The organism is Pseudomonas sp. P4795, assembly GCF_048822895.1.
Classification (GTDB): domain Bacteria; phylum Pseudomonadota; class Gammaproteobacteria; order Pseudomonadales; family Pseudomonadaceae; genus Aquipseudomonas.
In genome coordinates this window covers 279235-295200 of the sequence record NZ_JBMFBT010000003.1, presented here as the reverse complement: position 1 = coordinate 295200, position 15966 = coordinate 279235, and the positions used below count along the sequence as shown (strand labels likewise).

The following is a 15966-nucleotide window of genomic DNA, read 5'->3' as shown; positions in this document are numbered from 1 at the left end:
GGGATCTGACATGACCCGCTCATTACGCATTTTCTACATCGCGCTGTTTCTGGTGACCCTGCTGGTGCTCGGTGTGTGGTCGGTGCGCAGCTTCTTCGGCTTCAGCACCACCGCCGACGCGACCGTGCTTAACGGTCGCTGGAGCAAAGCCGTGGAAACCCATTACGACGACGAATTCCCGATCAAGCGTCTGGGCACCAATCTCTGGGCCGCGCTGGATTTCAAACTGTTCAACGAAGGTCGTCCGGGCGTCGTGCTCGGTCGCGATCAGTGGTTGTACAGCGATGAGGAATTCAACCCGATCGTCAACGAAGAGCTCAACCTGCAAGGCAACTACGCACTGGTCGAAGGTGTGCGCCAGACCCTGAAAGAGAAAGGCGTGAAACTGGTGATGGCGATTGTGCCGGCCAAGGTTCGCCTGTACCCGGAACACTTGGGTGAGGTGAAACCGGCGAGCATCCACGCCAACCTTTACGAGGATTTCCACGCCCGGGTCGCGGCGGACAAGATCCTTGCGCCTGATCTGCTCAAGCCATTCCAGCAGGCTAAAGAAAACGGTCAGCAAGTGTTCCTGCGCACCGACACGCACTGGACGCCGGAAGGCGCGGAGATCGCCGCCAACACCCTGGCCAAGACCATCGCTGAAAAATTCCCGCTCAGCGGCGAACCGCAGCGCTTCGTCACCACGCCAGCGGAGAAGGTCACGCACAAGGGCGACCTGCGTCTGTTCCTGCCGCTCGATCCGCTGTTCGAAAACCTGATGCCGGCGCCTGAGCCACTGCAAAAGCGCAACACCGTGGCGGCCGGCGATCAGCCTGCCGGGGACGACGCCCTGTTCGCCAACAGCGAAGTACCGGTCGCACTGATCGGCACCAGCTACAGCGCCAACCCGAACTGGAACTTCGTCGGTGCGCTCAAGCAAGCGCTGCACAGCGACGTGGTCAATTACGCCGAAGACGGCCACGGCCCGATTCTGCCGATGCTCAGCTATCTGAAAAGCGATGACTTCAAGAACAGCCCGCCACAGGTGCTGATCTGGGAGTTCCCTGAACGTTATCTGCCTGTGAACAACGAAATCGGTGACGCCGACCCGCAGTGGGTCGCAGAGCTTAAACAAGCCGGCGCACGCCAACAAAACGTAGCTGCAAACACTAAATCCGAGACGCCCGACCGGGCGCAAAACTGAAAGAGAGGTACACCATGACTTTCACTACTACTCCTCGCCGTCTCGCTAAAAGCTTCGCACTGGTTGCTGGCCTCAGCGTGCTTTCCGTACCCGCATTCGCCGGTGGCGACGCTGCCCTGTACGGCCCGACCGCGCCAAAAGGTTCGAGCTTCGTGCGCATCTACAACGCCAGCAACGCTGAAGTCAGCGCCACCGTGGGCAGCACCAACCTGAGCGACGTTGCGCCATTGGCCAGCAGTGACTTCAGCTTCATGCCGGGTGGCGATTACAGCGCCAAAGTCGGCAGCCAGACGCTGCCGGTGAAACTCGCCGGTGACCACTACTACACCCTGGTCAACAACGCTTCCGGCGCGCCACAACTGATCGAAGAACCGCCGTTCAAGAACAAGCAGAAATCTTTGGTGCGCGTGCAGAACCTCACCGATAAACCGCTGACCCTGAAGACTGCCGACGGCAAGACTGAAGTGGTCAAGACCGTGGCGGCCAAGGGTCGTGGCGAACGTGAAATCAACCCGGTGAAAGTCAGTCTCGCGCTGTACGAAGGCGACAAGAAAGTCGGCGACGTGAAGCCGGTTGCCCTGGAGCGCGGTGAGGCAGCAGTGCTGTACGTCACCGGCTCCGGCAGCAGCCTGTCGCCAGTCTGGGTGAAACGCCCGGTGTCGACCCGCTAACCAATTTTTCCAGAACTGACCCGGCTTCCTGTGGGAGCTGGCTTGCCAGCGATGCAGACACCTCGGTTCTGCAGATACATCGAGGTGATGCCATCGCTGGCAAGCCAGGCTCCCACAGGGACCGAGGTGAGAGTTCGGATATGTGACAAAAACAAGAGTGAAACGACACAGCGTTCGTGCCTCTAACCAATCGATTTTATGGAGTAACAATATGATTCCGGTGATTTTGTCAGGTGGTAGCGGCTCACGTCTTTGGCCGCTTTCGCGTAAACAATTCCCTAAGCAATTCCTCGCCCTGACCGGCGAACACACGCTGTTCCAGCAAACCCTGGAACGCTTGGTGTTCGAAGGCATGGATACGCCGATCGTGGTCTGCAACAAGGACCACCGCTTCATCGTCAACGAGCAACTGGCCAGCCGCAAACTGGAAACCCAGCGCATCCTGATGGAACCGTTCGGCCGCAACACCGCGCCAGCCGTGGCGCTGACCGCGATGATGCTGGTCAACGAAGGTCGTGATGAACTGATGCTGGTGCTGCCAGCCGACCACGTGCTGGAAGATCAGAAAGCCCTGCAACGTGCGCTGGCCCTGGCCACCGTCGCCGCCGAAAACGGCGAGATGGTGCTGTTCGGCGTACCTGCTACCAAACCGGAAACCGGTTACGGTTACATCAAATCCACCGCAGACTCGCTGCTGCCGGAAGGCGTCAGCCGCGTCTCGCACTTCGTCGAAAAGCCTGACGTCAAACGCGCCACCGAATACGTCGAGTCCGGCGGTTACTACTGGAACAGCGGCATGTTCCTGTTCCGCGCCAGCCGCTTCCTCGAAGAACTGAAAAAGCACGATCCGGACATCTACGACACCTGCCTGCTGACCCTGGAACGCAGCGAGCAAGATGCCGACACCGTGACGCTGGACGAAGCGACTTTCGCCTGCTGCCCGGACAACTCCATCGACTACTCCGTCATGGAAAAAACCCAGCGCGCCTGTGTTGTGCCGCTGACTGCCGGCTGGAGCGACGTCGGTTGCTGGGCGTCGCTGTGGGAGGTCAACGAGAAAGACGCCAACGGCAACGTCAGCAAAGGCGATGTGGTGATCCAGGACAGCAAGAACTGCATGATCCACGGCAACGGCAAACTGGTGTCGGTGATCGGTCTGGAAAACATCGTGGTGGTCGAAACCAAGGACGCGATGATGATCGCGCACAAGGACTCGGTCCAAGGCGTGAAGCAGATGGTCAACACGCTCAACGAGCAGGGCCGCAGCGAAACCCAGAACCACTGCGAAGTCTATCGTCCGTGGGGCTCCTACGATTCGGTAGACATGGGCGGGCGCTTCCAGGTCAAGCACATCTCGGTCAAACCGGGCGCGTGCCTGTCGCTGCAAATGCACCACCACCGCGCCGAACACTGGATCGTGGTCAGCGGCACCGCCGAAGTGACCTGCGATGACAACGTGTTCCTGCTCTGCGAAAACCAGTCGACCTACATCCCGATTGCTTCGGTGCACCGCCTGCGCAACCCGGGCAAGATCCCGCTGGAAATCATCGAAGTGCAGTCGGGCTCGTACCTGGGCGAAGACGATATCGAGCGTTTTGAAGATATCTACGGTCGTTCCACCCCGCTCGAGCGCGGCGTGTCGGTGAAAACCATCGCGCAGTAAGCGTTCAGTAACACAACAAGCCCTCGCCCAGCCCGCTGCGTTCCCTATCCGCAGCGGGTTGGGCGGGGGCTTTTTATCGATTGCTGACAAGCTTGGCGTCGAACTTCTTCGCGATCCTCGCAGAGCGTGGATTCACCGCCTCGGTCTTGATTTTTTTGACCTGGGTGCCCTTCGATATTGCATTGACGGAATGTACCGTGAGAAACGTACCCACGCCCCGCAACAAAGGCAATTGCGCCCCGGCTGGTTTGGGGGAAAGCTGATTTGTCAGTTTTCCTCCCGGCTGGGTTTCAGGGTGGACAACCACCTGCACCACGTCCACTTCGGTCTTGCCTTTCTCGGTAAACGTATTCAACTCCGACATGCCATAAATTTGCCGCTGCCCCGGCAACCGGTTTTTGTCGGCTTTGTTCATGACCACAAAGAACCGCCGTTCGACCAGGAAATCGGGATGTCGTTGTTCCGGATCGATACTGGTGTCGTCGAAGTATTTGTCGTTTGCGCTGCGCAACATATAGCTTGAGATGTTTGCCCCCAGCGCGAAGTTCGAAGGTTCACCTGCGGGTCTCGGTACAGACTCTTCACTGGCCAGTTGCTTGTAGCGTTGCTTGTAATGAAGCAACTCCTGTTTCAACTCGTCCCCGCCCACCAGGTAATCGTTGTAAGCGCCCACCTCCACCACTTCGAAATCACTGACGTCTTTGAACTTGCCCGTTTCTTCCTTGAAGACGCCAATCCTGCTGGCAAGCGTCGCAGCCATGAATTTCAGACGATTCTTGATGCCAACTTCAATCTCGTATTTGCCAGTGATCTGGAGACCGTTGGCATCGTGAAACGTCACCGGATTATTGTTCACCATGGCGTACAAGTTGTACCCGTCGACAAACCCCGCCGGATCCGTACTGGCCCAACGTTGAAGCGATGGGATGTAGTAACGAAAACCGTAGTAATAAAGCCCGGTGGCATCACGCTCCTTGCCCGAGTAGCGCACGAATTTGTAGCTGAGCTCGCCGTCCTGCCAGGCTGATGTGCCGAATGGGTGGAATGTTTCCCGGTTGATGATCGTGCCATCATCGGCCGTTTCCAGGCTGACCGACCCCAGATGATCAGCGCAACAGTAGCGATATTGATGATTACCCATTGGCGGTGGACTGTCCCAAACCAACACCCGAATAGTGTTCAGAGCACCTTCGATATTGACGACCTGAAGCCTTTCACCGGTCCCAGTGTCGCTGCGCAGTTCCAGACCACCAGGCAGGTAGCGCACTTCAGCTGTCACCGCGCGGGCGTTGGTGTGCAGTGAGCGAATCTTGCGCACGCGCTGGCCACTGCCGTCGTAGACATAGAGTTCGCTGTCGTCGAGGCCGGAGGCGCGCTCCACCGGGCTGACCGATTGCAGTTGATTGCGTAAATTCCAGCGTAACGAGCGACCTTTATCGATTTCCAGCAAGTTGCCCCGGCGGTCATAAGCGGCAGCGATTTGCGCTTCGCTTGGCGGCACATCACCTTCCCAGGGCAAGCAGCGATTGCTGTAGCGCGCGGCCTGCAACTTGCGCCCGTGGCTTTGCGGCCCGACGTGGGTCAGCTTCAATAAATTACCGGCCGCGTCGTAATCGAAGGTCTGCTGATAGTTGCCGATGGCCGCCGGATCAGCACGACCGATCGATTGCGGCCCCTGACTGACGCTCCCCGCTTCCCAGCCGAATGCGTGGATCAGTTGATACAGACTGTCGTAGTCAAAGCGGCTGACCGGATCAATGCGCTGGCTGGCGAAGTAACGGATGGGCAGCGCCTTGTCTTCGATGCTCAAGACACTGCCCATGCGGTCATAGGCGTAGATCAAATGCTGCAGAACCGCACCACTGTGCTTGTCCTCGCGCGATATCAGACGCCCGTCTGCAGCACGGTAGCTCAGCCTGGTCTGCACGCCGTTGCCTGCAGTTTCGCGCTCGACATCGCCATAGGCGTTGTACTCGATCGCACTGACCACTGTTTTTTCAGGTTGGCCCTTCGGTTGCAGGCGAGATTCGCGCAAGTGACCATCAACGGTCTGGGAGAAGGACTGACGGTTGCCCTTGGCATCCGTCTGCTCAAGCACATCGCCCAGGGCGCCGTAACGCCATTGCGTCGTCGCACCTGGTGGAGCTTCCAACAGCCGCTCACGTTCGGCTGGCAGTTGCGGCCAGTCGGGTGCACTCGAAGCGCTTGTGAAACGACGAGTGTTTTCAGTGCACTGCCCGCCGAGCGCGAATGCGTCGAAACGCATTTGACCCGCCGTGTCGTAGTGATCGATCAACTGACCATACTGATTGCGCTGCTGATCACCCACACCAGGAGCGCCGTAGGTAAACCGCTCGACACAGCCACGAGGCTGCCCGACGCCTTGTTCGAATACCGCAACCGGGCGCAGGGAGGGATCATATTGAATTTCCACCACCGTCTCACGACTGTCGAAACCCGACCGCAGCTCCCCGCCCAGACCATACAGACTGAATTGCGCCCCGGCGTCGACACTCACGGTGCACAGTGCTGCTGCGTCCAACGAATACACCGTTTGCTGATTCGGCGGCGTGGCGGGATCACCCGCCTGCAACGCCCACAACCGAGCGTCCCACCGCTGCACCGGACGCCCGGCAGCATCGTGGCAGGTGCGTTCGACCCGTGGCTCGACAGGTGCCCCCTCAATCGCACGCCAGTATTCGACCGAGCGAATCGGCAAGCCGCGCGGGTCAACGACTGTCAGCTTGGGAGTGTTGAAGTGCATCACCGCTTCCTGGAAAAATTCCTCGCTTCAATGCTTCTACACCGGCAGATAGGGAATTGGCGCCTGTCAGAAATTACAGTCCCGACCAACGGTGATTCGATATCTGCGAATGTCCATTCCCGCGGCCCTTAGGTAGGATGGTCGTCACGAGTTCAAGGAGCGTTCCAACATGTTCATCGGCGTCTTGCTGATCATCACCTGGCTGATCCTGTTGCTGCGCTACCCGGCCAAAGCCTTGCCGGTTTCAATGGCGGCCGCCGTCGGGTTGGGGTTGGTGGCGATGTGGGTGGTGTGGCTGGACAATCGCGAGGTCAAGCAACTGGCGCGCCTTGAGCTGCGCATCAGTTATGCCCCGGAGCAGTGCCCGGCGGATCGTCCGCTGCAACTTAAAATGAATAATGGCAACGACGTGCCGCTGACTGAACTGCGTTGGCGCATCGCCGCCTACGCGCCGGGCGACACGGTCAATCTGGCCGACAATCAATACACTGCCCCGCGCTATCGCGGCCCCGGCGAATTGCAGGCCGGCGGCAATTGGGAAGACTGTTTGCCGCTGCCGCCGCTACGCCCCGGTTATCGCCCGCAAACCCTGGAGTTTCGCGCCGAGCGCTTGCAGGGTAGTTTCTCCGACTGATCCCCTTCCTCACACGTTTGCACAAGGAATGCGCCATGCCCGTTGCGTTGATTACCGGTTGTTCCAGCGGCATCGGCCGTGCCCTGGCCGATGCGTTCAAAACCGCTGGTTATGAAGTCTGGGCCAGTGCACGCAAGGCTGAAGATGTCGCCGCACTCAATGCAGCGGGATTCACCGCGGTGCAGCTCGACGTCAATGACGGCACGGCACTGGAGTTGTTGGGTGAACGGATCAATCAGCAGCATGGCGGCCTCGATGTACTGATCAACAACGCCGGTTATGGCGCGATGGGGCCGCTGCTCGACGGTGGAGTTGCGGCGATGCAGCGACAGTTTGAAACCAACGTTTTCTCGATTGTCGGCGTGACGCGCGCGCTGTTCCCGGTGCTGCGCCGGGCGAAGGGTTTAGTGGTGAATATCGGCAGCGTTTCCGGGGTTCTGGTCACGCCGTTCGCGGGCGCGTATTGCGCGTCGAAAGCGGCGGTGCATGCGCTGAGCGATGCATTGCGCATGGAGCTGGCGCCGTTCGGCATTCGCGTGATGGAGGTGCAGCCGGGGGCGATTGAATCGAGTTTCGCCAAGAATGCCGGGCATGAAGCCGAGCAGTTGATCAACGAACAATCACCGTGGTTTCCGTTGCGCGAGGGCATTCGGGCACGGGCCAAGGCGTCGCAAGACAAACCGACGCCGACGCGTGAGTTTGCTGCCGAGTTGCTCAAAGCCGTGCAACAGAACAAGCCGCCACGGATGATCCGGATCGGTAACGGCAGCCGGGCGTTGCCGTTGTTGGCGACGCTGCTGCCCAAAGGCTTGCTGGAGTCGGCGTTGATGAGGCGGTTCGGACTTGTTAAGCCGCTGTAATCGACGTATTAGAATCATCGGCAGTGGACTTGTGGGGATGGCTTTGATTTCCTCACAGTATTTTAATTAAGGAACAAGCAAATCAACTGCGGACAAAATGATCAACTACAAACTGCCCATTAGTTAAAATTCTCACACTGTGAATTCCAGACAACAGCCCAGAATCAAACTTTACTTCCCGATCATAGTCGGAAGTACTGACATCGTATCGTATCGAATGAAGTACTCCACCAGTGCTCCCGATAAAATACACGTACATATGCTGAGCGAGATCAGTAATATTGCCAAGCCGCATCCAGAACTCAACTCTACTAGCCGCACCTTGAAGAAGCTCTAAATCGTAAATTAAATACTTCTCACCGTTATATCCAATATAAGAATATAGTTGCTTGCCTCGGACATGCGAATGCCCCTCGGCGGCAAACAAATGCAAATAACTGGTATCGTATGGAAGCGCCACCACCGTAACTTTAAACATCTTTGAGAGAAAAGAGTCACCTACCCCGCTGAGTTTTATTTCAGGCAGGCCTTCAAAATCCTCGACTGGTTGAAAGTCCCCAACAACCCCTACAATTGAAGCAAGAGAGCGGGCTAGTTCAATGCCATTTCGCAGCTGTTTATAATATATCGAAACCTGACGATCCTTCGCCCCGGCGAAATAGCTGTTGGACAGATTTTCTTGTGGAAAATCAGGTACTTGGTTTATTACTTGATCAACCACCAGCACCACATCTTCGCCTGCTGCATCCGTGTAAGTGCAAACAGTTTTCTGAGTATCGCCCGATGTCCATTGCGGCGATCTGGCGTGGGTTTTGGAAGTGACCGGTCGTCCCTGAAGTTGCCCCAGGTCCACGTCGCCTGTCGCTGTAAGAGGTGAGATTACCGGGGCATCCAGCCACGCTCCGCGCAGATTGACGAACAGTGAGATTTCACGAGAGTAAGGCTCAGGCGATGCCGTATTACCTATCCAATCCCTCGGGCCACACGAGCATCCGATCACGCCGTCACCGGCGGCGATAAAATCCGCCTCGGACAACCGAATTTCCAATGGGTTATCGGGACGGACCTGCGCAGCATCCTGTTCGCTCACCTCATATTTGAAAACATGATTTCCGAGGAAAAAGGAAATGATGTCGAAGGGTCTCAATCGTGGGTAAAAAACGTAAAACAGGACACCTCGCTTGGCAAGTTCTGGTCCCACCCCATGCTTCGCCGCGTCCTCGACTTCAAAATGTATTTTAGAGTTGACGCCATCTCCGGGCTGAGTATCAGGATCTTCCGCAGGGCCGACACGGTGAAAAAATGCCCGTAGTACTGCCGATTCACCTTCATTCTGCGAGCCGCTGGTGACTTGGCAGTAAATTCTGTTCAAGCCCTCACGTAACGAGTCTTTCGGAACAGTGAAATAGGCAGACGTGTTTTCGTCACCTGGATTCTGGTATGTGACAGAAGCCACCTCATTATCATTGACCAGCAATCGGAGAGTATGGCCGAGCCGCCCACCAGGGAACGGGTCCACAACACAGTTCCGATCAGACACTATCGTGTTGAGCGTTACACCGCAGTCCGCCGAGATGCTGCTCGGCACCGTGGTTTGCATAGCCTTGAAGTAGGGCAAACTCACCGCGAGAATGGTTGGATCGGTCATGGCCGTGCTCCTGATCGAGCCCCGGCTTCAGCCAAGGCGAGAGCCGCAATGACAACTCAGGAGCGCGAGATTCGCCTACTGTCAGATCTGACAGTCCCGACAAACGGTGTGTAGTTCGCGAACAATTTCCAGGACGAGTTGACGTCATGGCGAGCACGCCACCAGCCTCGCCCCGGCAAAAACCTCAAGCCCAAGCCTTCATGAAATCAATAAACGCGCGCACCTTCAGCGGCAGGTGCCGGGTGTCCGGGTACAGCGCGTACACCCCTTGCGGAGCAAAACGAAAATCCACCAGCAAGCGCTGTAACCGCCCGGCGTCCAGATCCTCCTGAATCAGCCATTGCGGCAAAATCGCCACGCCTTGCCCGGTCAACGCGAATGCACGCAACGTTGCCGAGTTGTCGGCGACGATTGCGCTGGTGCCCGGTTTCGGCTGATAGAAATGCTCGGTGCCGGCCGGGTCGGTGACGCTCATTTCCGGCACGCGCGCATGGCCCAGCGCAGGCATCGACTCCAGCGCCGCCAGCGTGTCGACCGGCGCGAAACGCTCGACCAGCCCCGGCGCCGCCACCGCAAACACCTCGAACGTCGACAACTGCACCGCGCGCAGATTGGAGTCGTGCATGCGGCCCAGACGGATCGCCATGTCGAAACGTTCGGAGATCAGATCGGCATGGGTCGAGGATGTGGACAAGTGAATATTCAATTGCGGTTGCTGCTGACGAAACACTTCCAGCGCCGGCACCACCTGCGCCAGCGCAAACTCCACCGTGGTGGTGATGCGCAGCGTGCCCTTGAGTTGTGAGTGCTCCGAGCGCGCTTCCTCGATGGCCAGTCGCGCTTCGTCCAGAGTGCGCAAACAGCGCCGGTAGAAGCGCTCGCCGGCATCGGTGAGCGCCAGCTGCCGGGTGTTGCGCGTGAGCAAGGTCACGCCCAACTCTTCCTCCAGCCGCTTGAGGTTGAAGCTCACCACCGCGCGGGTCTGCCCCAACGTATCGGCGGCGGCGGTCAACGACCCGGCCTCGACCACCGCTTTGAAGGTGTCAAAACGATCCAGGCTGACCATGCTCGCAGCGCTCCTTGTCAAAATTATTTTGACAAACTAACAGCCAAACCAGCGTTTTCCTAACATCAGAAGCGCCCTACCCTGCACACCTCATCACAGGGAAGTTGCCATGGCCTACCGCTCGAAAGTCGCGTTGGTGTATCTGTTGGGGTTCGCTCTCGACTTGCTGAACATGTTCGCCGCGAGCATTGCCTACCCGGACATCGCCCGGCAGTTGCAGGCATCGGTGACGCAACTGGCGTGGATCACCAACGCTTACATGCTCGGGCTGACACTGATCATTCCGCTGAGTGTGTGGCTGGCCGCGCGGGTCGGCGAACGGCGGCTGATCCTCGCTTCGTTGCTGGTATTCGGCGTAGCGTCCGGACTGGTGGCCCAGGCCGGTTCGATTGAAAGCCTGATCGGCTGGCGGCTGCTGCAAGGGCTGGGCGGTGGATTGCTGCTGCCGGTCGGTCAGGCCTTGGCCTATCGCGAGTTTCCGGCGACGCAACGCGCGCACTTCACTGGCGTGGTTTTGCTGGTGGCGCTGATGGTGCCGGCGCTGTCGCCAGCGGCCGGCGGGTTGATCGTTCAGACATTGTCATGGCGCTGGATTTTTTACCTGAACATGCCAATGGCGTTACTGGCTTTCGCGCTCGGCCTGCTCTGGTTGCAACCCGACCAACCGACCGGCGAACGCCCGACACTCGACGGGCGCGGTCTGCTGCTGGCGGTGTCGGCCCTGAGTCTGTTGTTGGTTGCCGTGAGCCTGGCGAGCGCAGCCGCAACTCGTAATCTCGCGGGCGGTGTGCTGCTGTTCAGCGGCGTGATCCTGTGGATATATCTGCGCGATGGCTGGCACAAACCCGGTGCGGTGCTTGATCTGCAACTGATCAAGAACCCGTCACTGCGCCTGGCGATGCTGATTTACCTGTTTGTGCCCGGCATCTTCACCGGCACCAACATGATTGCCGTGTTGTACCTGCACGAGCTCGGTTTTGGCGCAGCGCAAACCGGTGCGCTGATGCTGTCCTGGGCGGCGGCCTCGGGTGTGGCGATCATGCTTGGCAAACGCAGCTTCAACCGCGTCGGTCCCAAACCGTTGCTGATCGCCGGCATGCTGTTGCAATGCGTTGGGATTGTTGTGCTGATGCAGATTGAACAACCCGCAAGTGGCCCGCTGATCATTGCCTACGCGCTGATGGGGCTGGGCGGCAGTCTGTGCAGCGTTACCGCGCAGACCTTGGCGTTTGTCGGCATCGCGCCGGAGAAAATGGGCCACTCCAGCGCCCTGTGGAACATCAATCGGCAGCTCGGTTTCTGCCTCGGCGCGGCGCTGCTCAGTTCACTGCTCGGCGCCTTGGGCGCCAACGGTTTCAAATATTGCTTCCTCGCCGCCGCGTTGCTCACGCTGTTGCCAATGGCCGCCGTACTGCGTTTCGATGCGAGCAAAGTGCTCGCGCTGCTGACCTCTCCACCCCTTCCGGAAAAATCCACATGACTGACTACACCGAATATTTTGACGAAGTGATTCAGGCGCACGAGGCCATCGAACGATGGTTTGCCGTGGCGCAAGATGAAGCTGAACTGGAGCGATTGCTGACGCGTTTTTCGCCACGCTTTTGCATGGTCTCGCCGCTGGGTCGGGCGCTGGATTTCGAAGCCTTGCGCGCGTTGTTTCAAATGGCCGGAGGCAAGAAGAGCGGGTTCCGGATCGAGCTCAGCGAGCTGCACGGGATTGCCATCCATGAACACGGAGCGACGGTGAGTTACCGCGAGCAGCAGACCGATGCGAGCGGGTTGCATACGGATCGGCGCTCGACCGTGGTATTTGAAAAACTCGACTCCGGGCGCGTGATCTGGCTGCATTTGCAGGAGACATTTTGCCAGGGCTGATGCAATCCCATTGTGGCGAGGGAGCTTGCTCCCGCTCGGCTGCGTAGCAGTCGCCAAACCTGACCAAGCGGTGTGCCAGACAGAATGAGTGGGCAGGTTTCGGGGCTGCTGCGCAGCCCAGCGGGAGCAAGCTCCCTCGCCACAGGGGTTATTCCACAACGCCCTGATTCACCACCACCGTGCAAGTAATCCCCGCCGCCAGCAGCACGCCTTCCGGCACATGATCAATGTGAATCCGCACCGGCACCCGTTGCGCCAGCCGCACCCAGTTGAAGGTCGGGTTCACATCGGCGATCAGCTCGCGGCTTTGCGGGTTATCGCGGTCGTAGATGCCGCGCGAAATACTCTCAACGTGCCCCTTGAGAGTTTCACCGCTCATCAACTGCATGTCGGCTTTATCGCCAACCCGAACATGCGGCAGTTTGGTTTCTTCGAAAAAGCCGTAGACCCAGAACGAGTTCATGTCGACCACGGCCATTTTCGCTTCACCGATGCGCGCGTAGTCGCCGCGATGCACGTTGAGGTTGGTCACATAACCGTCGACTGCCGCGCGCACTTGCGTGCGTTTGAGGTTGAGTTCGGCGGCTTCCAGCTGTGCCTGGGCGTGTTGATAATCGGCCAGCGCCGAGTCGGCGATGTTGCTGGCGTCGTCGCGGTTTTCTTTGGAGATCACCAGCGCGTCCATGTCGGCGCGGCGATGGGCGTTGACCTTGCGCATTTCCCACGTCGCCTTGCGCGAAGCCACCAGCGACTGCGCTTGCTTGACGGCAATGCGGTAGTGCTCGGGGTCAATCTGCATCAGCAAATCGCCCTTCTTCACCAACTGGTTGTCGCGGACCGGCACGTCGATCACCTCGCCAGTGACGTCGGCGGCAACGTTGATGATGTCGGCGCGCACGCGGCCATCGCGCGTCCACGGCGTGTCCATGTAATGCACCCACAACGTGCGGCCGATCCACAGCGCCAAGGCCAGCACCAACAGGGTCGCAAGCAGGCTGAAAAACTTTTTCATCAGATCGTTCTCAACGGTAGACAGTCAGCGCCAGCGCGCCGAACAGACAGAAAAAAAGGCTCAACCGCAGCAGCGCCGGGTGCCAGAAGAAACGGTACAGATCGAACCCGGACAGAAAACGATCCAGCGCCCAGGCCAACGCCGCAGCGATGAAAAACATCAGGGTCATGGTCGGCATGTACACGCCGTGGAAGGCAATTTCACGAGGCATGGGCAAGTCCTTCGGGCTTGGCGACGGTGTAGGCCGAAAGCGGCGATTGCGGGTCGAGCAATGAGGTGCGGATGAAGTGCAGGTAGCTTTTTACCCGGCGCAACGCCGAGGTGTCGAAGTGCGGCGCGAACGGCTCGTCGGTGGCCGCGACACGGCTGATCGCGTGGTCCACCGCGACCAGTGCGCGTTCGAGATTGCTCGTATTCGGTTGCAGAAACAGCCGCACCAACGAACGGCCCATCACGCGGATCGCCTGGCGCCACGGCTGCGATTCGGCATACGCCGGATGCACCGGCAGGATCGCCTGCTCCTTGCGCAACTCGATCACCGCGTGACCGACTTCAAGCACCACGAACATCCAGCGCAGCAGATTTTGCTGCACCTTCGGCTCACCTGCCGCCAAGCCGTAAGCCTGATGCAGCAGATCGCGGGTGCGGCTTTCAAAACGCGAAGTCAAACCTTTGAGTTTGCCGCTGATCGCATACACCACTTGCCCGCGCAGATCCTGCTCCAGACGTTTCCACAACCAGCGACTGTTCGGCGGCAGGATGATCGCGCCGGCAGCGGCGCACACCAGCATGCCGATGACCATGGCGATGTAATCGTTGATGAAGGTGTACGGGTTGTAGATAGTCAGATTGTCCGGCACCGAACCGGTGCTGAAAAAGATCAGCAGGCCGAGACCGACTCCGGCGTATTGCGCGCGCGAAGTCAGGAACGAACCGAGCACGATCACTGGCGCGAGCATCACGCACAGCAGCGGGAAACCATCGATCCACGGGAAGATGAAAAACATCTCGACGAAGCCGATCAGCGCCCCGAGAAAGGTGCCGCAAGCCATCTGAAACGCCATGCGTTTCGGATTCGGGGTCGCGGCAGACAGGCCCACGGTGGCGGCGGCAATCATGGTCATGGTCGCGCCACTCGGCCACGCGGTGGCGACCCAATAACTGCCGAGCACAATCAGGATGAACGACGCGCGAAGCCCCGATGCCGCTGCGGCCCACCAGTTGGTTTGCGGGGAGAACGGCTCATCCCAGCGCTCGCGCTCGTGGCTGTGTTCGGCCAGAGAGGCGTGGGTCTGTGCATAACTGTGCAGCTCGTCGACGAAGCGATACAGCAGTTCGTAAGCGGTGTGGAAATCCAACTGCTCGGCGTCGCTTGGATCGCTCTGCTGAAACTCAGCGCGCAAGGCCCGCACGCGCGCCGGCAAGCCTGCGTTGTAGGACGCAAGCGCCGTCACCAGACGCGCCGCATCGGGGCTGGTCAGCGAGCGGCCGCTGAAGCCGTCGAGCACTTCGGCCAGCTCCTGCAAACCCGGTTGGATCGCCGCTTCAACAAGATCCGCGCCGTTGCGCCGCAGGCGTTCGAGCAGCTGATGCAAGGCGTTGAAGCGCGTGGTGATGCTCATGAATTCGCTGTTCAAGCGACTGAGCCGACCGTTGCGCCGACGCATGTGCGGGTCTTCGAATACGGTCACGCTGCGCAGGCCTTCGAGGCCGACGGCTTCGGCGATGAAACGCACGTTGGTGGCTTCGAACGAATCAGGTTGGCTGCGCCCACGCAGGCCATCGGTGACGAACAGCGCGAACACGCCGAAGCGTTGATACAAGGCGTTGCGCATTGCCGCGCTGGCGGTTTGCGGCAGGATCGCGGCGCTGACCACGGTGGCGCAGAGAATCCCCAGCGAGATCTCCAGCACCCGCCAAACTGCCGCCATGAACGCACCGTCGGGATGCGCCAGCGCTGGCAGGCCGACCATCGCAGCGGTGTAGCCGGCCAACACAAAACCATAAGCGCGGAAGTTGCGGCAGCGGGTTGCGCCAGCCGTGCAGACACCGACCCAGATCGCCAGCGAACCGAGGAACAGTTCGGTGTTCTGCGCGAACAGGGCGATCAGCGTGACCATCATCGCCGACCCGGCCAAGGTGCCGAGAAAGCGATAGAAACTCTTGGCGAACACCTGACCGCTCTGCGGCTGCATGACGATGAACACGGTGATCATCGCCGTGCGCGGCTGCGGCAATTCCAGACGCATTGCCAGCCACAGGGTGAGGAAAGCGGCGAGCAACACCTTGAAGATGTAGACCCAGGTAACGCCATCGCTGCGCGCCCAGTCAAACAAACCGCGACGCCATTCGAGCGAATAGAGCCAGCGCAGAGGGGCGGGCAAGGGAGTCATGACATTTGGCTCAGTGATCTATTATCGGAAGTTTTTTTGTACATCGCACGAACCCTGTGGCGAGGGGATTTATCCCCGTTCGGTGGCGAAGCCGCCGCAAAACCTGCGAATGCGGTATCCCTGTGAGATCTGGATTGCAGGGTTTGGGGCTGCTTCGCAGCCCAACGGGGATAAATCCCCTCGCCACAGGTATT

At 59.1% G+C, this 15966-nt stretch carries 13 protein-coding genes; 7 read left to right on the top strand and 6 right to left on the bottom strand.

The genetic code is table 11. The features are described from left to right. Nucleotides 1–10 precede the first annotated feature (10 nt). The 3 genes from ACOI8A_RS09945 (at nucleotide 11) to ACOI8A_RS09935 (ending at nucleotide 3520) form a co-directional block, all read left to right on the top strand. A complete protein-coding gene (locus ACOI8A_RS09945) occupies nucleotides 11–1186 on the top strand; it encodes an alginate O-acetyltransferase (RefSeq protein ID WP_420647712.1) in 1176 nt (391 codons plus the stop codon). Nucleotides 1187–1200: 14 nt separating this feature from the next. Further along, entirely contained in the window at nucleotides 1201–1857 is a 657-nt protein-coding gene (locus ACOI8A_RS09940) for an alginate O-acetyltransferase AlgF (RefSeq protein WP_402808027.1), read from the top strand. 211 nt (nucleotides 1858–2068) lie between these two features. Then, nucleotides 2069–3520 (top strand): mannose-1-phosphate guanylyltransferase/mannose-6-phosphate isomerase, encoded by a 1452-nt coding sequence (locus ACOI8A_RS09935; RefSeq protein WP_420647711.1) that lies wholly within the window; start codon nucleotides 2069–2071, stop codon nucleotides 3518–3520. 73 nt (nucleotides 3521–3593) lie between these two features. On the opposite strand, the gene ACOI8A_RS09930 is transcribed toward ACOI8A_RS09935, so the two are convergent. Beyond that, nucleotides 3594–6284, bottom strand: a complete 2691-nt coding sequence (locus ACOI8A_RS09930; protein ID WP_420647710.1) for an RHS repeat domain-containing protein — start codon at nucleotides 6282–6284, stop codon at nucleotides 3594–3596. Between the two features lie 169 nt (nucleotides 6285–6453). Here ACOI8A_RS09930 and ACOI8A_RS09925 point away from each other — a divergent pair, with 169 nt between their 5' ends. Beyond that, nucleotides 6454–6918: a multidrug transporter gene (locus ACOI8A_RS09925; RefSeq protein ID WP_420647709.1), complete on the top strand. Its 465-nt coding sequence runs from the start codon at nucleotides 6454–6456 to the stop codon at nucleotides 6916–6918. A 35-nt stretch (nucleotides 6919–6953) separates the two neighbouring features. Beyond that, nucleotides 6954–7778, top strand: a complete 825-nt coding sequence (locus tag ACOI8A_RS09920) for an SDR family oxidoreductase (protein ID WP_420647708.1) — start codon at nucleotides 6954–6956, stop codon at nucleotides 7776–7778. 82 nt (nucleotides 7779–7860) lie between these two features. On the opposite strand, the gene ACOI8A_RS09915 is transcribed toward ACOI8A_RS09920, so the two are convergent. Then, nucleotides 7861–9426 (bottom strand): hypothetical protein, encoded by a 1566-nt coding sequence (locus ACOI8A_RS09915; RefSeq protein WP_420651465.1) that lies wholly within the window; start codon nucleotides 9424–9426, stop codon nucleotides 7861–7863. Between the two features lie 184 nt (nucleotides 9427–9610). Continuing rightward, the gene (locus ACOI8A_RS09910) at nucleotides 9611–10492 is read right to left on the bottom strand and encodes a LysR family transcriptional regulator (RefSeq protein ID WP_420647706.1); all 882 of its coding nucleotides are present in this window, start codon (nucleotides 10490–10492) and stop codon (nucleotides 9611–9613) included. A 109-nt stretch (nucleotides 10493–10601) separates the two neighbouring features. Here ACOI8A_RS09910 and ACOI8A_RS09905 point away from each other — a divergent pair, with 109 nt between their 5' ends. Both ACOI8A_RS09905 and ACOI8A_RS09900 read left to right on the top strand, forming a co-directional pair. Next, the gene (locus ACOI8A_RS09905) at nucleotides 10602–11972 is read left to right on the top strand and encodes an MFS transporter (RefSeq protein WP_420647705.1); all 1371 of its coding nucleotides are present in this window, start codon (nucleotides 10602–10604) and stop codon (nucleotides 11970–11972) included. Then, nucleotides 11969–12367: a DUF4440 domain-containing protein gene (locus tag ACOI8A_RS09900; RefSeq protein WP_420647704.1), complete on the top strand. Its 399-nt coding sequence runs from the start codon at nucleotides 11969–11971 to the stop codon at nucleotides 12365–12367. The genes ACOI8A_RS09905 and ACOI8A_RS09900 overlap by 4 nt, the downstream gene beginning before the upstream one ends. Before the next feature lie 148 nt (nucleotides 12368–12515). On the opposite strand, the gene ACOI8A_RS09895 is transcribed toward ACOI8A_RS09900, so the two are convergent. The 3 genes from ACOI8A_RS09895 to ACOI8A_RS09885 are packed head-to-tail and all read right to left on the bottom strand — an operon-like array spanning nucleotide 12516 to nucleotide 15772. Further along, a complete protein-coding gene (locus ACOI8A_RS09895; protein ID WP_420647703.1) occupies nucleotides 12516–13379 on the bottom strand; it encodes an efflux RND transporter periplasmic adaptor subunit in 864 nt (287 codons plus the stop codon). 10 nt (nucleotides 13380–13389) lie between these two features. Beyond that, nucleotides 13390–13590, bottom strand: a complete 201-nt coding sequence (locus ACOI8A_RS09890) for a DUF1656 domain-containing protein (RefSeq protein ID WP_420647702.1) — start codon at nucleotides 13588–13590, stop codon at nucleotides 13390–13392. Then, nucleotides 13580–15772: an FUSC family protein gene (locus ACOI8A_RS09885; RefSeq protein WP_420647701.1), complete on the bottom strand. Its 2193-nt coding sequence runs from the start codon at nucleotides 15770–15772 to the stop codon at nucleotides 13580–13582. Before ACOI8A_RS09885 ends, ACOI8A_RS09890 begins: the two co-directional genes overlap by 11 nt. Between the last annotated feature and the right edge of the window lie 194 nt (nucleotides 15773–15966).